Source organism: Pseudomonas sp. P1_C12, assembly GCF_056406435.1.
This window is the reverse complement of sequence record NZ_JBFUAE010000005.1, coordinates 271,194-292,340: the sequence shown is the minus strand read 5'-3', so window position 1 is coordinate 292,340 and position 21,147 is coordinate 271,194. Positions and strand designations below refer to the sequence as shown.

The window sequence follows — 21,147 nt, the reverse complement described above, 5'->3', positions numbered from 1 at the left end:
CTCCTGCTTGCATTGAGCAAATCAGTGGTGAATCAGAATGTTGTTTTCATCGTCAGGTACACGGCGCCACGGTCCTCAGTCGTGGCACCACCTCCGGAGAAGGACGAGTAGCCACCGGCGAAACAGGCGTAGTTCTCGTTGCCGCTAAAGGCGTTAGGCGTGGAGCCGTCACCACCGTTCGGGCCGGTACTCACACCGCTGACGTTGCATTTTTCGGTTTTGCCGAAGGAGTCCACGTACTTCAGGTCAACGAAGTATTTGTTGTACACAACGGCACCGACGCCCACGGCATAGTTGCCGGTGTCCTTGGCACCGCCACCAGAGACTGGTGACACGCCGGCGAGACCGACGTTGACCGACATCGGCGCGTTGAGGTCGACACCGGGAAACACCTGGTACCAGGTCGGTGTGAAGTTGACCGCGATGCCCCAGTTGTCCCGGGTCGGCGCGTCGATGCCGCGATAGCTGTCCTTGCCCTTGTAGAGCGCTTCGTTCTTGCTATCGAGCTTGAGCAGGTTGCTGTAGTACAGCTCGGCAAGCACGGTTGCCTGATCGAACACCGGCGTTTTCGGCAGGGTCATCAGACCGTTGAGCGTCCAGTGCAAGGTGTCACCGGTGGCGCTCATGCTGTCGCCGCGGCTCGGGGTGTCGTAGACCACACCGGTGGCGTCGGTACGTGCAGGCAGCAGACCAAGCCCTTGCCCCAGACCCAGCGGGCTGCGGGTACTGACGATCGCCGGGATACTGGCCAGCGGCATGTTGTGACGGATGTTCAGGTCCGAACCGACACTGATCCCGCCCACGTCCTTGGACAGGCTCAGGCCGACGATCTTGATGTTGTCGGCATAGGCCATCTGATAGGTGGCGGTGTCCAGCGAATTGAGGGTGTTGATCACCGCAGGCACTTGCCCTGCCGGCCGAGTGCCGTTGGGGTTGGCCGAGGTAATGCCCCTGGCGTCCAGCCAGGCTTGCGGCAGGATTTCCGAAGTCTCGCGGTAGTAGACACCGAGGGTGCCATCGAGCCAGGCCGGCGACCACTTGGCCATGACGCCCCAGTCGCCGCTGCTGCCCGGCGTCAGGTCATGGCCGCGACGCACGTTGGTCAACGCGTTGCACGGCGCCAGGCCACAACCCAGCGGACTGCCAGGCACCACGGCGTTGGTGTTGCCGAGCAGGAACGATTGCGCACCAAAGCCGACCAGGTCGGAACCACCGTAATAAGTACCGGCTTCCGGCAGACGCGCGGCGTCCCAATCGAGGAAGTACTGGGCACCCACGGTCAATTCCGGATTGACGGTGAACGTCATCGACAACTGGTTACGCGGAACGAACAGTTCCTTGGCCTCGGTACCCGGCGACGCGGCAAGCTTGGCCAGGTCGAGGCCGGACTGGCCGTAGCTGACCGAGTGCACCGGGTTGAGAATGGTCTCGCCCCAGAACACGTTGTGCTGACCGGCCTTGACGCTGAACATCGACTCCTCGCCCACTTCGGTGCTGTAGAACACGAAGGCATCGAGGATTTCGCCCGAAGGACCGCTGTAGTAGCGCTGGGCATAATTGCTCAGGTGCGGGCTGCCGTTGCCAACGTTGTCATGGGTGACCCCGGCCAGGCGCGGGTCGTTGGCGATCAGGCCCGAGCGCGCATCGTTGCCGTTGACGAACGGGTTGGAATTGGAACCGGTATTGTCATAGGCCTTGTCGTACCAGCTGGCGGCGCTGACGCGAAAGCCCATGGCGTTCTTGTAGACCACGTCCATTTCGGTCAACAGGTCGATACGGTTGGTGATGTTGGTACCGGCCTTGCGGAAGTTGTAGTCGCCGTCGTTGTTGTTCGGGGTTGCCAACATGCGCTTGTCGGCACTTTCGGTGCGCACGCCGTAGTTGTACTTGATGGTGTTATCCACGCGTACGTTCCAGTCCGGATTCCCCGTCTCGATCTCGGCCGCATGGGCCACCGGTAGGGTTGCCGCAAGAATGGCTGAGGCCAGCAAGGTGTAGCGTGGAGCGGTGAAGCCGTGACTCTTATTGTTGTGCATTGCGTTGTCTCCGCCTTTTTGTATTTGTTTTAAGCGCAGCCGCCCTCGCGCAAGCCTCTTCGGGTTTGCGTTTAAGGAATGAGGGCAAATGCCGGTTGGCGTACTGCCAGTCCAGCTCCTTGTACTAGCGATCCAGCTCCTGGATGAGTGCCTCGGCTTGCTGCCAATGGCCAAATCCTGCGGCCGGATTGAGATGGCCGACATCGCCCAGATTGAGCAATTCGGCGCCCCAGCCTTCTGCCATCCGGGTGACCGCAGGCATACTGGCAAGGTGATCGTTGGTGCTGCCGGCCACGATGCTGCGAAATGGCAGCGGGCCTTGTGGCAGAGGGTTCCAGCCCTGGTTACGCAGGGTCTCGGAAGATGGATAGTTTGACGGCCAGACCGCATCGAGGTCCGGTGGCGCGGCCAGCAAGGCGCCCTTGATCGGACGGCTGTAGTGCGCCGCCCAGTGCGCGACCATCAGCACGCCGGCGCTGTGGGCCACCAGAATCACGGGGCCGTCGATCTGTTCGAGTTCGTGTTGAATCGCCCGCACACGGGCCATGCAATCGAGCTTGTCGGTCTCCAGCGGCGCAACACTGCGCACGTTGCTCAGCCTGGCTGCAAGCAATGTTTGCCAATGTTCGGCCACGTGCTCGCGCAGACCCGGAACGATCAGAATGGTGGCGGCAGTTTGCAGTTTGTCCACGGTCAACACCTTCGCTTTCTCGATAACTCGACTGGCTGTTTTCGCCAGGGGCTTTTTGTAGTGTCGACATTAAAGAGCGCCCACCCGCAGCGCTTTACATTGGACGTCAGGCACTTTTCTTTTGATGACAAATTGTCGGACAGCAGGACAGCGCGACCACTGGTCGAAAAATCCCCCAGGTTGGCGCAAGGTCACTGTAATCAACGGATGAGCGCTGATGGCTCCCTGCAGCGTAGAGGATGGGTGACCGGACAGCATGAAATCCATCAACGACATGACAACTGTTCAACTGTTGATGCGCTGGATATAGTCGCCACGCTCACGCCAATCGCCATAGGCCCAGGGAAGACTTTCGCATGACCAAGCTTGTTCGCGCCGCTGTCTTGACCAACTACCTGGAGGTCACCCAGTACCTGGGTTTCAACCCGCGCGACGTGCTGGCCGCTGTCGGCCTGAGCAGGGCCCAACTGCAAGCCCCTGAACACCGTATCCAGATCGATGCCGCCGTGCGGTTGCTGGAAGACTCGGCCGCTGCCAGCGGTTGCCAGACCTTCGGCCTGAGCATGGCCGAATCGCGCCAGCTCTCGGACTTCGGCGTGGTCAGCCTGCTGCTCAGCCACCAGCGCACCCTGCGCGATGCCTTGCAGGTCGTGGTGGATTACCGGCACCTGATGAATGACTCGCTGGCGATCTTCATTGAAGAGGCCGGCAAGATGGTGATCATTCGCGAAGAGGTGGTCACCGAAACGCCGATGCCCAGCCGCCAGGCCACGGAGCTGGCCATCGGTGTGATGTTCCGGCTGTGCTCGGCATTGCTCGGCTCACACTGGCACCCCTACAGCGTCAACTTCATGCACCAGCCACCGGACAACCTGCACCTGCATCGCCGCCTGTTCGGCTGCAACCTGGAGTTCGGCAGCGAGTTCAACGGCATCGTCTGCCCGGACGTCAGCCTCGACATGACCAACCCCAACGCCGACCCGGCCATGGCCCGCTACGCCCAGAGCTACCTCGATTCGCTGCAGAACCACGAAGGCGCCTCGATGCTGTTCGAGGTGCGCAAGGCCATCTACCTGCTGCTGCCCATGGGGCGCGCCACCATCGAACAGGTCGCCCAAAGCCAGGGCATGAACGTGCGCACCCTGCAACGCCGCCTCAAGGACGACGGCTGCGCCTTCAACGACGTGATCAACGACGTGCGCCGCGACCTGGTGCTGCGCTATCTGGATAATCCGAATTATCCGCTGAGTCGGATTGCAGACATGCTCGGCTATTCGATGGCGAGTTCGTTTACGCGGTGGTTCATTAGCCAGTTCGGTATGCCGCCGGCGACTTGGAGAGCGCAGAAACAAACCATCGTCAAACCCCTTACTAGTCCTAAAGAACTCTGAATCAACAGCACAAAAAAAACGGCGACTGCTGGTACAGTCGCCGCGAAAGACCGGTGCTTGTAGCACCGGTCTGGAGCCCCACGGCATGAGGAGTCAACGCCGTGCAGCCCTGCCATAAAACGAACGAGTGGTGACGTGCTCAGAGGCCCCAGTGCAGCAACAACAGCACCAACACGACGAGGAACACCGTCTCCCCCACCATCAGCAGAATCGGTTTGATCCCGACCGCCGCCAGCTCCTTGAGCCGGGTCTTCATGCCCAGGGCACTGATGGAGATCACCAGGCACCAGCGCGACAGTTCGTTGACCGATCCTTGCACCGCAGGCGCTATCCATCCGGTGCTGTTGATGCAGGCCAGAATCAGAAAACCGACGGCGAACCATGGCAACAACGGTGGGCGTTTGCCGGTCGGGTCGGCGCCTTGCATGCGGGTGATCATCGCGGCGGTGACGATCACCGGCAGCAGCATGGCAACGCGCATCAGCTTGACCACCGTGGCCGTGTCGCCGGTCTCGGTCGACATGCTGTAGCCGGCGCCGACCACCTGGGCCACGTCGTGGATTGTGGCGCCGAGGAACACCCCCGCCACCTGCGGCGATAACTGCAGCCAGTTGGCGATCATCGGATAGACGATCATCGCCAGCGTGGACAGCGCCGAGACGCCGATCACCGTGAACAGTGTGGCGCGTTCTTTCTGCGGATGGTTCGGCAGTGCCGCCGCCAGGGCCAGTGCCGCCGAGGCGCCGCAGATGGCCGTCGCGCCGCCGGTGAGCATGCCGAACAGACGCTGGAAGCCCAGGGCCTTGGCCGCGACCACCGAAACACTGATAGTCACCACCACCAGAATCACCACCAGCGCTATCGGCTTCCAGCCCAGCGCCGCCATTTGCTCCAGGGTGATGCGCATGCCCAACAGCGCCACGCCGATGCGCAGCACGGTGCGGGCGGTGAACTCGATGCCGGCCTTGCAGGGGCCGTCATCGGCGAGAAAATTCAGGGCCATGCCCAGCAGCAAGGCAAACAGCATGACCGGCGCACCGTAGTGCTCGGACAGGAACGACGCGGCGGCCGCCACGATCAGGCTGACGATAAACCCCGGTGCCAGTTCGCGCGTGCGACTGTGGATACGGGTGAGAGCAATGGCGCTCATGACGCGGACTCCTCGGATGCGATGACGATAAACGCCTGGCCGTCGATGTTCTCGACCGGGTAGTTGGTGACTTTGACCTGGGTGGAATTGAGCAGGTAGCCGCTGCGCAAATCGAAGCGCAGGCCATGGGCGCAGCATTGAATCACCCGCCCCTCAAGACGCCCGCCACACAGCGAGGCGCCCTGATGCGGGCAGCTGTCGTCGATGGCAAACAGCTGCCCGTCGACGTTGAACAACGCCAGGCTTTTGTCTTCGAATTCGAACAGCGCCCGGCCACCGGCCTGCGGGTGTTTGCCGGCAGGTACGGGAATGCGCCGGGTCATGCCGATTGCCGCTCGCGATCACTTTCTTTCAGTGCCTGGCTCATGGCTGCCAGCAATGTCTCGGCAGGCTGTGCGCCCACCACCGTCATGCGGCGGTCGAACTGAAAACCCGGTACGCCACTGCTCGCTCCGGAAAAGCCTTCAAATGGAGAGGCGTCGCCATTCAGGCAATCGGCCACGGCCCCCACTTCAATGCCGCAGGAGCGGGCAATGGCGAGCAAGGTCTCACGGCAACCGAGATCTTCGCCCTTCTGGAAATATGCCGCGAACAGGCGCTCAAGCAAGACGTCACTCTGGACAGCATTGCCCAGCGCACCGACACGCTCGAACAAACGATGAGCGTCTGCGGTGTTGGGCATGGTCGCGATGCGGCTGAAATCGATAGCCAACCCGACTGCCGCCGCAGCCTGCCGGACCTGGGCCTGACGCATGGCCACTGCGTCCGCATCGCCCAGGCGCTTGCGATAGAAATCGGCGAAGGGTTCACCTTGTACCGGCAGCTGCGGCAGCAACTGCACCCCGTGCCACACCGTGGTGATCTGCACATCCGGGTGGCGACTGCGAAACTGCACCTGCGCATGCTCCAGTTGGCGTTTGCCGATCAGGCACCAGGGGCAGATAAAATCGAAAAACACATCAATACGTAAACGACGACTCACAACTTCACCTCTATCCCGGCTGCACTGAAGGGCTCAGGCACGCTCTGACCCTCAAGCCGGGCGATATCTTTTTGGTAATGACACTTGGCATAGAAGAACACCGCTGCCGCCGCGAGGCTGACCAGTGGCACTAATTGGAAAGCGGCATGCAGGCCGATGAGGTCGGACACACGGCCAGTCAGGAACGGCCCGGGTGCCAGCCCCAGCAGGTTATTGGCCAGGGTCAGCGTGGCGAACGCCGTACCGTGGACGGAGTAATGGGTCAGGTTGGCAACCATCGCACCGGCGGGGCCGGTGGTGCCGGTGGCAATCGCCATGCCCAGACAGATCAGCGCCAGTTGCGCAGGCCCTGCCGACAATGCGAACGCTGCCGACAGCAGCAGGCAACTGCCCAGGCAAAAACCAATGGCCAGGCTGACCTTGCGCTCCGGCGAGTTCCGACACAGGCGGTCGCTAAGCATGCCGCACAGGATCATCCCCGCGCCGCTGCACAACACGATGATCGCCGCCATGCCACCGGCCTTGTCGGTGGGCATGTCGTAGTAGCGATTGAGGTAGCTGGGAATCCACACCATCACCGTACCGCCGACGAACAACTGCAAGCCGCTGGCGACGTAGGTCGCTACCACCGAACGGCTGGACCACAGCGTGCGCAGCGGACGCTTGACCGCGGCGGCCGTCTTGTTCGCAATCTGCGCGGCACGTTGTGGCGCAATGCGCGCCTCCTTGACGATGAGCGGGTAAAGCACCGCCAGAAACAGGCCAAACAGCGACATGCCGGCGAACGACCAGCGCCAGCCCAGCTTGGCGGCAATCGCACCGCCCAAAGCCATGCCCAACACCGAACCGAACATGCCGCCTGCCATGAAGGCACTGGCCAGGGTGGCGCGCATGTGTTTGGGGAACACCGAGATCACCACGGCGATGCCCACGCTGCCGTAGGCGGCTTCGCCGACGCCGACCATGAATCGCGCGATGAACATCTGCTGGTAGTCCTGAGCCAACGCGCAACCCAGGGTCGCCACGCTCCACAGAAAAGCCATCAGCGCCAGGCTCTTGACCCGGCCGAAACGGTCGGCCATCAACGACAGGGGAAACGTCAGCAGGCCGACCATCAGGGCCACGATGCCACTGAGCAGACCGAGCTGACCGTCGCTCAACGCCCACTCGCTCTTGAGCAGCGGGAACACCGCGTTCAGTACCTGACGCGACATGTAATCGGAAATCAACAGGCCGAACGTCAAGGCAAAGACGATCCAGGCATATTGGCGCGCAACGCCGACGCAACCTGCGTCGTCATCGTCGGCGGCGATTGGGTGAAAGGCCATGCAGCCTCCTCAAAGCTTCGTTTTATTGTTGTTATCAAGCATGTAGCAATGCGGCGAGCGAGCGGTCACGGCCGCTTGCTCGCCAGTCGGTCAGCCGCGTTGCGGCACGCCTTTCTGCCCAGCCTTGCGGTTGGGGGCCATGCCGTTGGCCAACAGCGTTTCCTCGATGGTTTCGTACTGCACGCCGATGCGGTAGATCTCGCGGGCTTCTTTACCAGAGGCAATTTCGCGCCCCAGTTCGTGGGCAATGCGCACGGTTTGCCGGATCTGCGCAACCGAGCTGAAACGATCGCCCTTGTGGTCAATGATAGTGTCTTCATTGCCCACACGCGGGTGCATGCCCATGGCCATCGACATGGTGTTGAACGGCATGACGTTCTTGAGCAGCGATTCGGAGGTCAGGGTGCAGCCGTCCGGCGCGCGGTGGATGAAGTTGAAGAAGTTGAACGGGTTCGGGCCATCGAAACCGCCGCCGATGCCGATCCAGGTCAGGTTCAGCGGGCCCTTGTAGATGCCCCTGCGCACCAGGCGCTCGAGGGTTTCCATGGCGTGCATGCCGGTCAGCTGGAAGTGCGGCTGGATGCCGTTGTCCATCAGGCGCTTGAGGTGCTCGGCAACCCAGGCCGGGCCAGCCGGCACGGTCATCTCGCTGTAGGCCGCCTGGATCATCGGGTTGGCCAGGGAGGTGCCTTCCAGGTATTCCGGATACAGCAGCTCCATGATGTTCATTTGCGTGGTGTTGATCGCGACCGTGACTTGATCCGGTTTCGGCGTCAGCTCGGCCAGCATGTGGCGAGTGTCGTCGGACAGCCACTTGGCCGCTTCACCGTCGCTTTCCGGGGCGAAGGAAATCGAGCCGCCGACCTGGATGATCATGTCCGGCACGGCTTCACGCACACCGGCGATCAGTTCGTTGAACTTCGACAGGCGCTTGGAGCCCTTGCCGTCCAGTTCGCGCACATGCAGGTGCAGCACGGTGGCGCCGGCTTCATAGCATTCGACCGCTTTCTGGACTTGCTCATCCATGGTCAACGGGATGTCTTCCGGGAAGTCTTCCGGCATCCACTCCGGGCCGTACGGGGCCACGGTGATGACTACCTTTTCCATGTTTTCCGGGTGCAGGGAATCGTCGAAGAATTGCATGGTCTACTCCAGTTCTTATGATTGTCCCGCCCACCCGGGGTCGTGCCGGGCAGACGTGTTTACGAGTGCGAATGCTTTGAGTGCGGATGCAGGTGGCGTTCGATCAGAACGTCTTGTCGCCGATGATCCCGGCGCGATCCATCTTGCGATGGCACGGCGGGTAATCCATGACGGCGTAATGCTGGGTAGTGCGGTTGTCCCAGATGGCGATGCTGTTGGGCTTCCAGCGCCAGCGCACCTGATACTCGGGGATGTACGCCTGGCTGATCAGGTAGCGCAGCAACTCGCTTGCGCCGGGGTTGGCGTCCTGGCCGAAGCGCACCCGTTCAGGGGTGTGGTAGTTGCTGATGTGGGTGGTGAAGGCGTTGACGAACAGCACCTTCTCGCCGGTTTCCGGGTGTGTGCGCACCACCGGATGCTCGGCATCCGGAAACCTCTCCCTGAGTGCCAGGCGTTTTTCGATCGGCATGGCCGCACCAAAACTGGCTTCGATGCTGTGGCGCGCACGCAGGTCGGCAATCTTCACCTTCACGTCTTCGGGCAAACGCGCGTAAGCCTCGACCATGTTGGCCCACATCGTGTCGCCGCCCACCGGCGGGCACTCCACGCAACGCAGCACGCAGCCCATCGGCGGCGCCTCGCGCCAGGTGGCGTCGCTGTGCCAGGAGTTTTCGTAGCGGTCCGCCGGCTGGTCCGGACGCTTGTAGATTTGTACCAGGCCCGGATGCTCCGGATCGCTGCCCGCCACCGGGTGATCTTCCAGCTCGCCGAAGCGCCGGGCGAAGGCCACATGCTCGGCGCGGGTGATGTCCTGATCACGCAGGAACACCACGCGGTGCTTGAGTAACTGGGCACGGATCTCGGCAAACAGGCCGTCGTCATGGACTGCGTCGGCCAGGTTGACGCCGATCAGTTCGGCGCCGATGGAGCAGGTTAATTGTTCGACTTTCATGGCTGGCCGCTCCTTAAACGACGAAAATCGAAGAGCCGGTAGTCTTGCGCGATTCAAGGTCGCGATGGGCCTGCACGGCGTCCTGCAACGCGTAGTGCTGGTTGATCTCGATCTTGATCCGGCCGCTGCCGACATGGTCGAACAGTTCGCCAGCCAGGGCGGCTTTTTCCGCAGGGTCGCTGATGTAGTTGGCCAGGGCCGGACGGGTCAGGAACAGCGAGCCTTTCATCGCCAGCATCACCGGATCGAACGCCGGGATCGGGCCGGACGCAGTACCCACGCAGACCATCAGGCCACGGGGTTTCAACGAATCCAGCGAACCCATGAAGGTGTTCTTGCCGACGCTGTCGAACACCACGTTGACGCCCACGCCGTCGGTCAATTCGCGAACGCGAGCGGCGACGTCTTCATGGCTGTAATTGATCGTATGCTCGCAACCGTGAGCCCGGGCGATTTCCGCCTTTTGCTCGGTCGACACCGTGCCGATCACGTTCAAGCCCAGCAATTTGGCCCACTGCGAAACGATCAGACCGACACCGCCAGCGGCGGCATGCAGCAGAATGCTGTCGCCCGGCTTGAAGTCGTAGATGCGGCGCATCAGATACGAAGACGTCAGGCCACGCATGGTCATCGCGGCGGCGGTCTCGAAGCTGATGGTTTCCGGTAGCTTGATCAGCGGCGCAGCCGGGATCAGGCGCTCGGTGCTGTAGGCACCGAGGGTGTTGAGGAAACCGGTGTAGGTGACGCGATCACCGACCTCGACATTGGTGACCCCTTCACCAACGGCCTGGACTACGCCAGAGGCCTCGACGCCCATGCCGTTGGGCAGTGGAATCGCATAGGTACCGTTACGGAAATAGGTGTCGGCATAGTTCAGGCCAACTGCCACATGACGAAGCCGAACCTGGCCGGGACCGGGTTCGCCGACTTCGACGTCCTCATAACGCAGGACTTCGGGACCACCGGTTTCGTAGAAGCGTACGGCTTTAGCCATTTTTCTTATTCTCCAATCTGCAATATGGGCGTGTTGCATCGAATTGCGTTGATTGGACTGTAGGACGAGGCCTGTCGGGACGCTTCTCATCAGACGACAATGGCTTTTCATTTGGTGACAGGCAGAAACGGGATCGTCCCAGACGGCCCCGCCGCCACCTGCGCTATCATCGCCCGCCTCGATACCCCAAGAGTCTTGAACCTGGATGTCTGACACCCTGCCACTGCTCGACGATTACCAAGCCTTGCCCCCGGTCCTGGCCGGCCCGCTGTTGCGGCGCCTGGAGCCCACGCGACTGGTGCTGTGGCTGGTGGGTTCCCGGGCGCTGGCGCTGACCTTGCGCTTGCAGGGCGTCGGCGATATCCGTCTGGATGCCGGGCAATGCGCGGTGATTGCAGTGGGGGCTCATGCCTATGTGCACTTGATCGATGTGCAACTCGATTGCGCCCTGCCCTGGGACGAGTCGATCGACTATGACCTGCTGATCGATGGCACAGAGAAAGGCATCGCCGACTGGGCGCCGCATTTGCTGTACGGCCATGCCCGATGCCCGAACTTCGTCCTGCGCGCACGGGTCGACCAGTTGCTGCATGGCTCTTGCCGCAAGCCTCACCACCCGGCGGTAGACGGCTTGCTCTGCGTCGACCAGTTGCTGGCGCAAAAGCACGACGCCAAGGATCGTCCGGCACTGCTGATGATGACCGGCGATCAGGTCTACGCCGACGATGTCGCGGGGCCGATGTTGCGGGCGATTCATGCCTTGATCGAGCGTCTGGGGCTGTTCGGGGAGCACCTCGAAGGCACGGTGGTCAGCGACAGCGCCAGGCTCTACGAGCATCCGGCCAGTTACTACCACCGTGCAGATCTGCTACCGTCGCTGCAAAGCAATGAAACCCTGCGCGAGCGGTTTTTCGGTGGCGCACGCAAGCCGATTTTCACCAGCAGCAGTGCCGACAACCATCTAGTGACCTTCGCCGAAGTCATGGCCATGTATGTGCTGGTCTGGTCGCCAACGCCCTGGACCTTGATCGCGCCCCAGGCACCGACACTGACGCCAGAAAGGCTCAAGCGCTACGCCCTTGAACAGACCCGCATCGAGGCCTTCAAGGCAGGCCTTGGCAACGTCGCGCGGGCACTGGCGCATCTGCCGACGCTGATGATTTTCGACGACCACGACATCACCGATGACTGGAACCTTAGCGCGCAGTGGGAGGAAACCGCCTACGGCCATCCGTTCTCCCGGCGCATCATCGGCAACGCGTTGTTGGCGTACATGTTGTGCCAGGGCTGGGGCAACAATCCGGATGCTTTCGCCGCTGTGCTGGATAAGGCCGGCGCGTTGAGCGACAGCGCACGCGACCGTCACCTCGACAGCACGGTTCAGGATGACTTGATCAGTGATTTGCTGAAATTTCAGCACTGGCATTACGTGCTGCCCACCACCCCGGCCGTGGTGGTGATCGACACCCGCACCCGACGCTGGCGCAGCGAGATGACCCTCAAGCAGCCTTCCGGCTTGCTCGACTGGGAAGCCCTGAGCGAACTGCAACAGGAACTGCTGGACCACCCGAGCGCGATTATCGTTTCGCCGGCGCCGATCTTCGGCGTCAAACTGATTGAGACCGTGCAGCGGGTATTCAGCTGGTGCGGTTATCCACTGCTGGTGGACGCGGAAAACTGGATGGCCCATCGCGGCGCGGCACAGGTGATCCTGAACATTTTCCGGCACTCACGCACCCCGGGTAACTACGTGGTGCTGTCGGGCGATGTGCACTATTCCTTCGTCTACGAAGTGCTGATCCGCCACCGCAAGGCCGGGCCGCGCATCTGGCAGATCACCAGCAGCGGCATCAAGAATGAATTCCCCGCCACCCTGCTCGAGTGGTTCGACCGCCTCAATCGTTGGCTGTACTCACCACGCTCGCCGCTGAACTGGCTGACCAAACGGCGACGCATGCGCATCGTGCCGCATGTCCCGGAACACGCCGAAGCCGGTGAGCGGCTATGGAACTCGGCAGGGATCGGGCAGGTGTTCTTTAATGACCTGGGGCAGCCGCAGACCATCTATCAGCACAACTCGAACGGCTCGCCGAAGACCCGGATGATTGCGCCGGAAGGAGATGATTGAGGTAAAGAAGACACCACAAAAAACTGTGGGAGCGACGGTGCGGCGAGCAGGCTCGCACACACTGGATTTCTGGCGTGTACTATATCCTTTCAGTCAACACTTCCTCGCTCAGCCCCGGCGTTACCGCTAACGAAATATCACGAGTAATCGAAGGCAACCGAGAGACGGCGCGCCACGGATTCAGATCATGCATCTGTGCTTGTACTCGTTCGTTCTGATCACGCAGCAAACGAATATCCGGAATGCCTTTGCGCAGCATGGTCAAGCGATCCAATCCCATTCCCAGCGCCAGTCCTCCATGACGCAAAGGATCGATCTTCAGTCGCTCCAATAATGATTTGGCAATTCGACCGCACTCCAGAACCTCTACAGGGACGCCGTCATTCAACAGATTTACTTCGATCCCGCCCTCAGTGTAGTGATGCGGACTATCACTGTAGATCCAAGGCATATCAGGCACTGCGGATTTGAGGATATCGCCGACCAGGCAAAGTAAATGCTCATGCGTCGACAATTCAGGATCGCCGAGCACCCAGATATCCATTTGATGCGGTTCCGCACAATGCCAACGATCCCGGCTATCGCGACGAAAAGTGATACCAGGCGCGGCCAATAATATTGACTGCCCCGGTTGTCGTAGCTTGGCCGCTCGCTGAAGCGCAGACGGAATTTGGCTAGTGGTTTGCGTCCGTAACAGAGTCCATTCGTCAACCCATCGAGTGTGTGCACTTCCAAGCGTAATCTCAGATGGGTCATAACCAAGCAATCCGTAGTTTTCTTCAGCGGAGACAATTCTCGGCCCCGTCTGCACTTGCGCTTGTGGCCAGCCTTTATCCGTTAACCCTTGAAGGACCTCCTTGAGTAATAATCGAATGGCGTGATCGGGTGCAGCGGGCTCTGTTAGATCAGCCAGTAACAAGGCTTGGTGTACGGACGTATCTGTCAGATATTTCTTTGATTCCTGCACTACACAACCCCTTATTAACAATTGAATGTAGCCCCCCCGTAAAAAGCCCCCCATAGACCAACCTAACGATTTCAGATCGTCCACCACAACCAAATTCGGTGAAACACTAAATTTTCAGAAGAGGACTACAGCCACTGCTTACACAAATAACCAAGAGCTTCTTACAAGACACCTAACGAGCATCATTAATTCTAAAAAAACTTTAAACCAACGGCGGTTGCGGGAACTGAGTGCAACACGGTTATTGAATTGCAGAAGGACCTAGAGGCCTCAAGCTGACTGAGTTTGCTATTGGAGTAAACGACACAATCGCAAATAGCATTGACTACAAAATCAACTCTCAATTAAACGAAGGGATTAATGGCGTTCATATAGCAATTGGGGACGGTTCCTCTGGCTATCACATAGACTTCCTGAGCCCAGCAGTAAAGGTAAGCCCAACTCACAACTGAGCCAACCTGATCGCCCTCACCACAACCATCCACATCACAGCGATGTCTAAAAACTGACACTGTAAAAGGGCTTACAGAAAGGATGAGCAGTGAAGCACGGCAAGTTACCGATGAATCTCAAGGTGCGCAGGCCGGCGGATTCTGGTGTACCTGTAGGCTTGCCCGCGATAAGACCAGCACACCCAACATCAATGCTGACTGAAGCACCGCTTTCGCGAGCAGGTTCGTACCCACAATTGATCGGAGTCGCTCATGGACCTCACCCGCACCCTGATCATCGGCAACTCCGGTTCCGGCAAGAGCTGGCTGGCGCAGCGGCTGGCCGAGCAACTGCATGTGCCTTGGACCGATCTCGACCGGATTCACTGGCTGTCCGACGAACACAGCATCGCCCGCCCCCGAAATGAAGCATTGACCATGGCGCGGATCGCAGCCGAACAGGAGCGCTGGGTGATCGAAGGCGTATATGGCTGGATCGCCTGCGAACTCCTGCCACGGGTGACTGCGCTGATCTGGCTGAGCGTCGGGGACGAGGATTGCGTGGCCAACATTCGACAACGCGAGACCGGGCGTGATGAACAGGATCTGTTGCTTATCGCCTTACTGGAGTGGGCGGGTAGTTATCGCCAGCGGCAGGGGTCAAGTGGGTTTGCGGCGCATCAGCGACTGTTCGAAGAGTTTTGCGGTGGGAAAATCCGTCTGCGGGATCGGGGGGAAATCGCGGCGCTGGTTCATCACTCGTAAATTTTCGCAGCTGTGGTCGGACGCTCCTGATGGATGGCGTGTAGCTCAGAATGGGATTACATCAGTCACGGAAACGTCCTGAGGAACATTCGGCGATACTCGATACAAGCGTGGATGCACTTTCCACGCAACAACCGCTCGTAGGTATCGCCTTGCCAACATGTACTCATTTCTGTACGTTCTCTGCATCAAGCGAGGACAATCACATGGAAACCATCAACTACACCAACGCTCGGGCACACCTGGCGCAAACCATGGACCGGGTGAATGAAGATCGCGCCCCGCTACTGGTAACCCGTCAGAAAGGCGAGCCGGTAGTGATGATGTCATTGGCCGAATACAACGCTCTCGAAGAGACAGCCTATCTGCTGCGCTCCCCAGCCAACGCTGAACGCCTGATCAAATCAATCGGTAACCTGCGAGCGGGTAAAACCAAAACCAGGCAACTGATTGAAGAATGAATATCGAGTTCACTCCTGAAGCCTGGGACGATTATCTCTGGTTCCAGCAGAACGATAAGGCCGGGCTCAAACGTATCAACCTGTTGATCAAAGCTATCCAGCGTGAGCCTTTCGACGGACTGGGAAAACCCGAACCGCTCAAGCATAACTTGAGCGGATTCTGGTCACGCCGGATTACGGCTGAACATCGTCTGGTCTACGCCGTTGAAGACGGCGAAATACGCGTCGTGATGTGCAGATACCATTACTGAGCAGGACTTCATCCCTCTTTCACCACGCCCCTCACCCCCCTGACAATCATCTCCACCTCCCGCTCATCAATGGTCAGCGGCGGTAGCAGGCGAATGGTTTTGCCTCGCGTGACGTTGATCAGCAAGCCATGATCCCGGGCGGCGATCAGGCTCAGGTCGCGGATCGGTTGCTTGAGTTCGATGCCGATCATCAGGCCCTGGCCGCGGATTTGCGAGACGTTCGGGTTGCCCGCCAGTTCTGTACGCAATCTTTCGATCAGGCGTTCCCCCTGAATCCGGGCGTTCTCCAGCAAGCCTTGTTCTTCGACGATATCCAGCACCGTGCAACCGACCCGGCAGGCCAGCGGATTACCGCCGAAGGTGCTGCCGTGGCTGCCCGGCGTGAAGAGCTCGGCCGCCTTGCCACGGGCCAGGCAAGCGCCGATGGGCACGCCGTTGCCCAGGCCTTTGGCCAAGGTCATGACGTCCGGGACGATGCCTTCGTGCTGGAATGCGAACCACTGGCCGGTGCGGCCGATGCCGGTCTGGATTTCATCGAGCATCATCAGCCATGAGCGCCGGTTGCACAGTTCGCGCACGGCCTTGAGATAGCCTGGTGGCGCCAGTTGCACGCCGCTTTCGCCCTGGATCGGCTCCATCAGGATCGCCACGATCCGCGAGCCAAAGGCCTGTTGCACCTTGTCCAGCGCGTCGAGGTCGCCGAACGGCACTTTGACGAAATCCCCCGGCAGCTTGTTGAAACCCAGGCGCACCGCCGGGCCATCGCTGGCCGACAAGGTGCCGAGGGTGCGGCCATGAAACGCGTTCTCCATGACCACCACCAGCGGCTGCTCGATACCCTTGTGCCAGCCATGCAGCCGGGCGATTTTCAGTGCGGTTTCGTTGGCTTCGGCCCCGGAGTTGTTGAAGAACGCGCGGTCCATGCCCGCCAGCCGCGTCAGTTTCTGCGCGAGCCGTTGTTGCCAGACGATGCTGTAGAGGTTCGAGGTGTGCAGCAGTAACCCAGCCTGTTCAACGATGGCGGCAACGATTTTCGGATGGGAGTGGCCGACATTGGTCACCGCCACACCGGCGACCGCATCCAGGTATTCGCGGCCGGCCTGATCCCACAGGCGAGTGCCCAGGCCCTTGTTGAAACTCAAGGCCAAGGGTTGGTAAGTGCTCATCAGGCAGGCGGCGGTCATGACATCAAGCTCCAGCAAGGGTCGGTGTTTTTGCAGTATGGTTAGCCACCAGAGCTGGATAAACACCGTAAAACTTCAATCATTTAAAAGTAGAGATTGATAATGGATCTGTTCCAGGCAATGACCGTCTACGTGAAAGTGGTGGAGACCGGCAGCATGACCGCCGCCGCCTTGCAGTGTGAAATGTCCACGACCATGGTCGGCAACCACCTCAAGGCCCTGGAGCAACGGCTGGGTGTGCGCCTGCTCAACCGCACGACGCGGCGCCAGCGGCTGACCGAGTTCGGCGCCGCGTATTACCAGCGCTGCCTGGAAGTGTTGGGGTTGGTGGCCGATTCCGAGCGGCTGGCCGAGCAGGCTATGGACGAACCAAGCGGCATCTTGCGTATCACCGCGCCCCTGACCTTCGGTACCGAGCGCCTGGCGCCGGCACTGAGTGAGTTCAGCCGGCAAAACCCGCGGGTGAAACTCGACGTGGTACTGACCAACCGACGCCCGGATCTGCTGGAAAACGGCCTCGATGTGGCGTTTCGCCTCGGCGCGCTGGAGCCTTCCAACCTGATCGCCCGCCCGCTGATCGACTACACCCTGACCATGTGCGCCTCACCGGAATATCTGGCCCGTCGGGGCACACCGAAAACACCTGAAGACCTGCGACACCACGACTGCCTGTCCTTTGCCTATCCGGCCGGCGATGACTGGCAATCGGTGCAAAAGGAATGGCGCCTGGCCGGTCCCGATGGCGAAGTCAGCGTGGGGGTCAGCGGGCCGATGCTGATCAATAGTTCGGCCGGACTGCATCAAGCCGCGCGAACCGGCATGGGCATCGTGATGATGCCCGATGCCTTGGTCGAACAGGACCTCAAGGACGGAAAGCTGCTGGCCTTGATGCCCGACTACTGCCCGCCCAGTCGACCGATGCACCTGGTCTATGCCCAGGATCGCCACCGTTTGCCGAAACTGCGGCGTTTCGTCGAATTCGCCGTACAGAGGTGGGGCAAGCACTAGCCGGCCGAACAGGCCATGCAGTCGCTGATCGCCATTTACATCCCCGCCTTCACCAGCACCGGCTGCTCCTGATAACGATTCGGGTACAGCTGCTTCAACTGCGCGACCTTCGGCAAATCGTTGATCACGATGTACGGATAGGTCGGATGCTCGGTCAGGAAATCCTGATGTTCTTCCTCCGCCGGGTAGAAACCGTTGAAGGTTTCAAGCTTGGTGACGATCGGCTTGTCGAAGGCATGGGCGGCGTCGAGCTGGGTGATGTAGGCCTGTGCGACCCGCTGCTGCTCAGTGCTTTTGGTAAAGATCGCCGAACGATACTGGGTGCCGCTGTCCGGTCCCTGGCGGTTGAGTTCGGTCGGGTTGTGGGCCACCGAAAAGTAGATCTGCAGCAAGGTGCCGTAGCTGACCTGAGCAGGATCGAAGGTCACTTCGACCGACTCCGCATGGCCGGTATTGCCGTTGCTGACGCGCTCGTACTGCGCAGTATTGGCCGCCCCGCCTGCGTAGCCGGAGACGGCATTCTTCACACCTTTGACATGCTGGAACACCCCTTGAACACCCCAGAAACAACCACCGGCGAACACGGCGGTTTCACTATGGGCCTGGGTGGTTTCGTCGAGGGCCGGTGGTGGGATGATCACCGCCTCTTCGGCACCGCCGAACGAGAAGGCCGAGCATTGGCTGATGATGCCGGCAGCCGCCAGCCCCAACAGGGTACGGCGCCAGGTAAAGAGGGTTTTCATGGGGCGAACTCCTGAAGCGTTGGAAAGTAATCAGCCGAAGGTGAAGGCGTAAGCCGACGCGCCCGGATCAAGAAACTCGATGCTGAAGGTCCGGTCGGTCACGCCGCCGCTCTGGCGCACCAGTTGATACAAGCGCTGGTCGGTCACGGTGCCGCTGCCATCGGGGGCCACGTCCATGCCGTGGTCGTCGCCCGGCACCTTGCCGTCGATCAGCACCTTGAAGCGCACCGGTTTGCCATCGGCGCCAGGGCCGAGCACCAAATGCAAATCACGGGCGTGGAAGCGATAGACGATGCGGCTGGCCGGTGCGCTGGCGGTGGCCCGCTCCGGGCCGACATGCCACTGGCCGTCCAGGCTCCAGTCGTTGAGGCCCAGTTGCGTCGGCGGGTTGTAGGCCGCCAGCTTGTCCGGCACCAGCGCGGTTTCCGGCACGAAATGCTCGGCACGTTGATAGCCGACGTAGGTTTCCGGCGACTGCACTTCGCTGTTGTCCGGGGCCATTTGCACGCCGTCGGCCTTGGCGTTGATCAGCCCGTCCGACACCTTGGTCGAACCGGCCTCACGCAGCAATTGCTGAATGATCCGCTCCGACTCGGCGTACGCGCCTTCGCCGAAGTGGTGATAACGAATACGTCCCTGGGCGTCGGCAAAGTAATGCGCCGGCCAGTACTCGTTGTTGAAGGCGCGCCAGATCTTGAATTCGTTATCGATGGCCACCGGGTAGGTGATGCCCAGATCCTTCATGGCTTTGGTGACGTTGCTGACGTCGCGCTCGAAGGCAAACTCCGGCGCATGCACACCGATCACCACCAGGCCCTGATCGCGATATTTTTCGGCCCAGGCTTTCACATAGGGCAGCGAACGCAGGCAGTTGATGCAGGAGTAGGTCCAGAAATCCACCAACACGACCTTGCCTTTCAAGGCCTGGGCATCGAGGGGTGGCGAGTTGAGCCATTGCACGGCGCCGTCCAGCGGCGGCAGGTTGCCTTCGACCGGCAAGGTGCCTGGGGATTTCTCGGCCACTTGCACCGCGCCCTCAGAGGTCGTGTTCTGCGCTAGTAGCGCCCCGCTGTTACGCGGCGATTTGCCGGACAGTTTCTCCACCAACGCTTGTTCGATACCGCCGGTCGACGCTGTGGAAAACCGAGCCAGAACGCCGGTATCCAGGCCCAGGGCAATCGCCGCCACACCGGCCAGCATCGCCGCGCCAAGACCGCGACGCACCCATTCGCCCGCACCAATCGAGCGCTTCATCGCGGTGAAGACTTTGCCGCCCAGCAACAAGGCCAGCGCGAGGGACGTAGCGGCACCGGCGGCATACGCCAGCAGCAAAAAGGTGGTTTGAATGCTGGCGCCTTGCAGCGCTGCACCGGTCAACAGCAAACCGAGGATCGGCCCGGCGCAGGGCGCCCACAACAGGCCGGTGGCCACGCCGATCAGGAGCGAAGCACCGGGACGTGGCCGCGCATCGGCACCCGCCGCCTCCGACAAACGACTGCCCGCCGCCACCAGCGGCCGGGTCAGGCGCTCAGCCAATTGCGGCAGCAACAACGTCAGACCGAACAACGCGACGAACACCAGCGCCAGCCAGCGTCCGTACTGGTTGAGCTGCACCACCCAGCCACCGCCCACCGCCGCCAATGTGGCGACCAGCGCGAACGTCAGCGCCATCCCCACCAGCAGCGGCAATCCACTTTTGACGAAGGGTTGCCCGGTGCGGGCGAAGACAAACGGCAACACCGGCAGAATGCATGGGCTGACAATCGTCAGCACACCACCGAGATAAGCGAGGACCAGCAGCCACATGGCGATTACCTGCAAAAAGTGAGTGGTAGGGAATCACACCGTCTTGGGCACGAATTTCATCGCCAGGCCGTTCATGCAGTAACGCAGGCCGGTGGGTTTCGGGCCGTCGTCGAAGACATGCCCCAGATGCCCGCCGCAACGCCGGCAGTGAACCTCTTCGCGGACCATGCCGAACGCACGGTCCTGGCGGGTCGCCACGGCCTTGTCCAGCGGCGCCCAGAAACTCGGCCAACCGGTGCGGCTGTCGAATTTGGTCGCCGAGGAAAACAGCAGCAACTCGCAACCGGCACAGACGAAAGTGCCATCGCGGTGCTCGTTGTTCAGCGGGCTGCTGTAGGCCCGTTCGGTACCCTCTTCGCGCAGGATGTCGTACTGCTCGTCACTGAGGATGGCGTGCCATTCTTTGTCACTGTGGGTCACTTCGAATGCCTCCGCTGCGCTGGCCTCGCTGATTAATGCGGTGCCTGTGGAAAACTTCGGCAACAGGCCGATCGCCAGGGTTGCCACCCCCAGTCCGCCGCTCACTAGAAGAAATTGCCGTCGTGAAAACATGCTCGTCTCCAAAAAATCCAGGGGTGTTTCATGGAACACAGCCTAGGCTTTGGGTGATCGCCAAATCCTCACGGGAAGTTAAACAATTCGTGATAACTCGGACCCCGAAAAACCCGCACAATGCCTGTGCAAATGTAGGAGCGAGCCTGCTCGCGATGGCGGTGTGTCAGCCTCCATGAATATT

At 60.7% G+C, this 21,147-nt stretch carries 20 protein-coding genes and 1 pseudogene; 7 read left to right on the top strand and 14 right to left on the bottom strand.

Annotation, left to right across the window (positions count from 1 at the left end; translation table 11 throughout):
• Nucleotides 1-32: 32 nt before the first annotated feature.
• Both AC1D19_RS11740 and AC1D19_RS11735 read right to left on the bottom strand, forming a co-directional pair.
• Nucleotides 33-2,036 (bottom strand): DUF1302 domain-containing protein, encoded by a 2,004-nt coding sequence (locus AC1D19_RS11740; protein WP_477763274.1) that lies wholly within the window; start codon nucleotides 2,034-2,036, stop codon nucleotides 33-35.
• A 124-nt stretch (nucleotides 2,037-2,160) separates the two neighbouring features.
• On the bottom strand, nucleotides 2,161-2,727 hold the full coding sequence (locus AC1D19_RS11735) for an RBBP9/YdeN family alpha/beta hydrolase (protein WP_477763273.1): 567 nt from the start codon (nucleotides 2,725-2,727) through the stop codon (nucleotides 2,161-2,163).
• 356 nt (nucleotides 2,728-3,083) lie between these two features.
• Between AC1D19_RS11735 and AC1D19_RS11730 the strand changes: the two genes are divergently transcribed.
• Nucleotides 3,084-4,118, top strand: coding sequence for an AraC family transcriptional regulator (locus AC1D19_RS11730; protein WP_477763272.1), 1,035 nt, complete (start codon nucleotides 3,084-3,086; stop codon nucleotides 4,116-4,118).
• Nucleotides 4,119-4,257: 139 nt separating this feature from the next.
• Here AC1D19_RS11730 and AC1D19_RS11725 read toward each other — a convergent pair whose 3' ends face one another.
• The 7 genes from AC1D19_RS11725 to AC1D19_RS11695 all read right to left on the bottom strand — a co-directional run bounded on the left by AC1D19_RS11725 (nucleotide 4,258) and on the right by AC1D19_RS11695 (nucleotide 10,667).
• Nucleotides 4,258-5,268: a YeiH family protein gene (locus AC1D19_RS11725; protein WP_477763271.1), complete on the bottom strand. Its 1,011-nt coding sequence runs from the start codon at nucleotides 5,266-5,268 to the stop codon at nucleotides 4,258-4,260.
• A complete protein-coding gene (locus AC1D19_RS11720) occupies nucleotides 5,265-5,591 on the bottom strand; it encodes a Rieske (2Fe-2S) protein (protein ID WP_477763270.1) in 327 nt (108 codons plus the stop codon). Before AC1D19_RS11720 ends, AC1D19_RS11725 begins: the two co-directional genes overlap by 4 nt.
• Nucleotides 5,588-6,250 carry a DsbA family oxidoreductase gene (locus AC1D19_RS11715; RefSeq protein ID WP_477763269.1) on the bottom strand — a complete coding sequence of 221 codons (663 nt, stop codon included), beginning with the start codon at nucleotides 6,248-6,250 and terminating at the stop codon, nucleotides 5,588-5,590. The genes AC1D19_RS11720 and AC1D19_RS11715 overlap by 4 nt, the downstream gene beginning before the upstream one ends.
• The gene (locus tag AC1D19_RS11710) at nucleotides 6,247-7,578 is read right to left on the bottom strand and encodes an MFS transporter (RefSeq protein ID WP_477763268.1); all 1,332 of its coding nucleotides are present in this window, start codon (nucleotides 7,576-7,578) and stop codon (nucleotides 6,247-6,249) included. Before AC1D19_RS11710 ends, AC1D19_RS11715 begins: the two co-directional genes overlap by 4 nt.
• Nucleotides 7,579-7,668: 90 nt before the next feature.
• Nucleotides 7,669-8,721 carry a beta-keto acid cleavage family enzyme gene (locus AC1D19_RS11705; RefSeq protein WP_477763267.1) on the bottom strand — a complete coding sequence of 351 codons (1,053 nt, stop codon included), beginning with the start codon at nucleotides 8,719-8,721 and terminating at the stop codon, nucleotides 7,669-7,671.
• A 103-nt stretch (nucleotides 8,722-8,824) separates the two neighbouring features.
• Complete coding sequence (locus tag AC1D19_RS11700) at nucleotides 8,825-9,673, bottom strand: TauD/TfdA dioxygenase family protein (RefSeq protein ID WP_477763266.1); 849 nt, start codon at nucleotides 9,671-9,673, stop codon at nucleotides 8,825-8,827.
• 13 nt (nucleotides 9,674-9,686) lie between these two features.
• Nucleotides 9,687-10,667: a quinone oxidoreductase family protein gene (locus AC1D19_RS11695; RefSeq protein WP_477763265.1), complete on the bottom strand. Its 981-nt coding sequence runs from the start codon at nucleotides 10,665-10,667 to the stop codon at nucleotides 9,687-9,689.
• 205 nt (nucleotides 10,668-10,872) lie between these two features.
• On the opposite strand from AC1D19_RS11695, the gene AC1D19_RS11690 reads away from it, so the two are divergent.
• Nucleotides 10,873-12,795, top strand: coding sequence for an alkaline phosphatase D family protein (locus tag AC1D19_RS11690; RefSeq protein ID WP_477763264.1), 1,923 nt, complete (start codon nucleotides 10,873-10,875; stop codon nucleotides 12,793-12,795).
• A 79-nt stretch (nucleotides 12,796-12,874) separates the two neighbouring features.
• Here AC1D19_RS11690 and srmL read toward each other — a convergent pair whose 3' ends face one another.
• On the bottom strand, nucleotides 12,875-13,846 hold the full coding sequence (gene srmL / locus AC1D19_RS11685; protein ID WP_477763263.1) for a PheS-related mystery ligase SrmL: 972 nt from the start codon (nucleotides 13,844-13,846) through the stop codon (nucleotides 12,875-12,877).
• Nucleotides 13,847-14,010: 164 nt separating this feature from the next.
• Between srmL and AC1D19_RS11680 the strand changes: the two are divergent.
• From AC1D19_RS11680 to AC1D19_RS11665, 4 genes and pseudogenes are all read left to right on the top strand, one after another.
• Nucleotides 14,011-14,214, top strand: a pseudogene (locus AC1D19_RS11680) (CgnE/CgnB domain-containing protein); the annotation flags it as partial.
• Nucleotides 14,215-14,466: 252 nt separating this feature from the next.
• On the top strand, nucleotides 14,467-14,958 hold the full coding sequence (locus tag AC1D19_RS11675; RefSeq protein ID WP_477763262.1) for a P-loop NTPase family protein: 492 nt from the start codon (nucleotides 14,467-14,469) through the stop codon (nucleotides 14,956-14,958).
• Between the two features lie 206 nt (nucleotides 14,959-15,164).
• The gene (locus AC1D19_RS11670; RefSeq protein ID WP_056728535.1) at nucleotides 15,165-15,419 is read left to right on the top strand and encodes a type II toxin-antitoxin system prevent-host-death family antitoxin; all 255 of its coding nucleotides are present in this window, start codon (nucleotides 15,165-15,167) and stop codon (nucleotides 15,417-15,419) included.
• Entirely contained in the window at nucleotides 15,416-15,670 is a 255-nt protein-coding gene (locus AC1D19_RS11665; RefSeq protein WP_015093589.1) for a Txe/YoeB family addiction module toxin, read from the top strand. The genes AC1D19_RS11670 and AC1D19_RS11665 overlap by 4 nt, the downstream gene beginning before the upstream one ends.
• An 8-nt stretch (nucleotides 15,671-15,678) precedes the next feature.
• Here AC1D19_RS11665 and AC1D19_RS11660 read toward each other — a convergent pair whose 3' ends face one another.
• On the bottom strand, nucleotides 15,679-16,854 hold the full coding sequence (locus AC1D19_RS11660) for an acetylornithine/succinylornithine family transaminase (protein ID WP_477763261.1): 1,176 nt from the start codon (nucleotides 16,852-16,854) through the stop codon (nucleotides 15,679-15,681).
• Nucleotides 16,855-16,956: 102 nt separating this feature from the next.
• Here AC1D19_RS11660 and AC1D19_RS11655 point away from each other — a divergent pair, with 102 nt between their 5' ends.
• Nucleotides 16,957-17,862: a LysR family transcriptional regulator gene (locus AC1D19_RS11655; protein ID WP_477763260.1), complete on the top strand. Its 906-nt coding sequence runs from the start codon at nucleotides 16,957-16,959 to the stop codon at nucleotides 17,860-17,862.
• 35 nt (nucleotides 17,863-17,897) lie between these two features.
• Here AC1D19_RS11655 and msrA read toward each other — a convergent pair whose 3' ends face one another.
• Genes msrA through msrB form a run of 3 tightly spaced genes read right to left on the bottom strand, consistent with a single transcriptional unit; the run spans nucleotide 17,898 to nucleotide 20,963 of the window.
• The gene (msrA, locus tag AC1D19_RS11650) at nucleotides 17,898-18,605 is read right to left on the bottom strand and encodes a peptide-methionine (S)-S-oxide reductase MsrA (protein ID WP_477763259.1); all 708 of its coding nucleotides are present in this window, start codon (nucleotides 18,603-18,605) and stop codon (nucleotides 17,898-17,900) included.
• 30 nt (nucleotides 18,606-18,635) lie between these two features.
• Nucleotides 18,636-20,411, bottom strand: a complete 1,776-nt coding sequence (locus AC1D19_RS11645) for a cytochrome c biogenesis protein DipZ (protein ID WP_477763258.1) — start codon at nucleotides 20,409-20,411, stop codon at nucleotides 18,636-18,638.
• A 33-nt stretch (nucleotides 20,412-20,444) separates the two neighbouring features.
• Entirely contained in the window at nucleotides 20,445-20,963 is a 519-nt protein-coding gene (gene msrB, locus AC1D19_RS11640; protein ID WP_477753543.1) for a peptide-methionine (R)-S-oxide reductase MsrB, read from the bottom strand.
• Nucleotides 20,964-21,147: the final 184 nt, after the last annotated feature.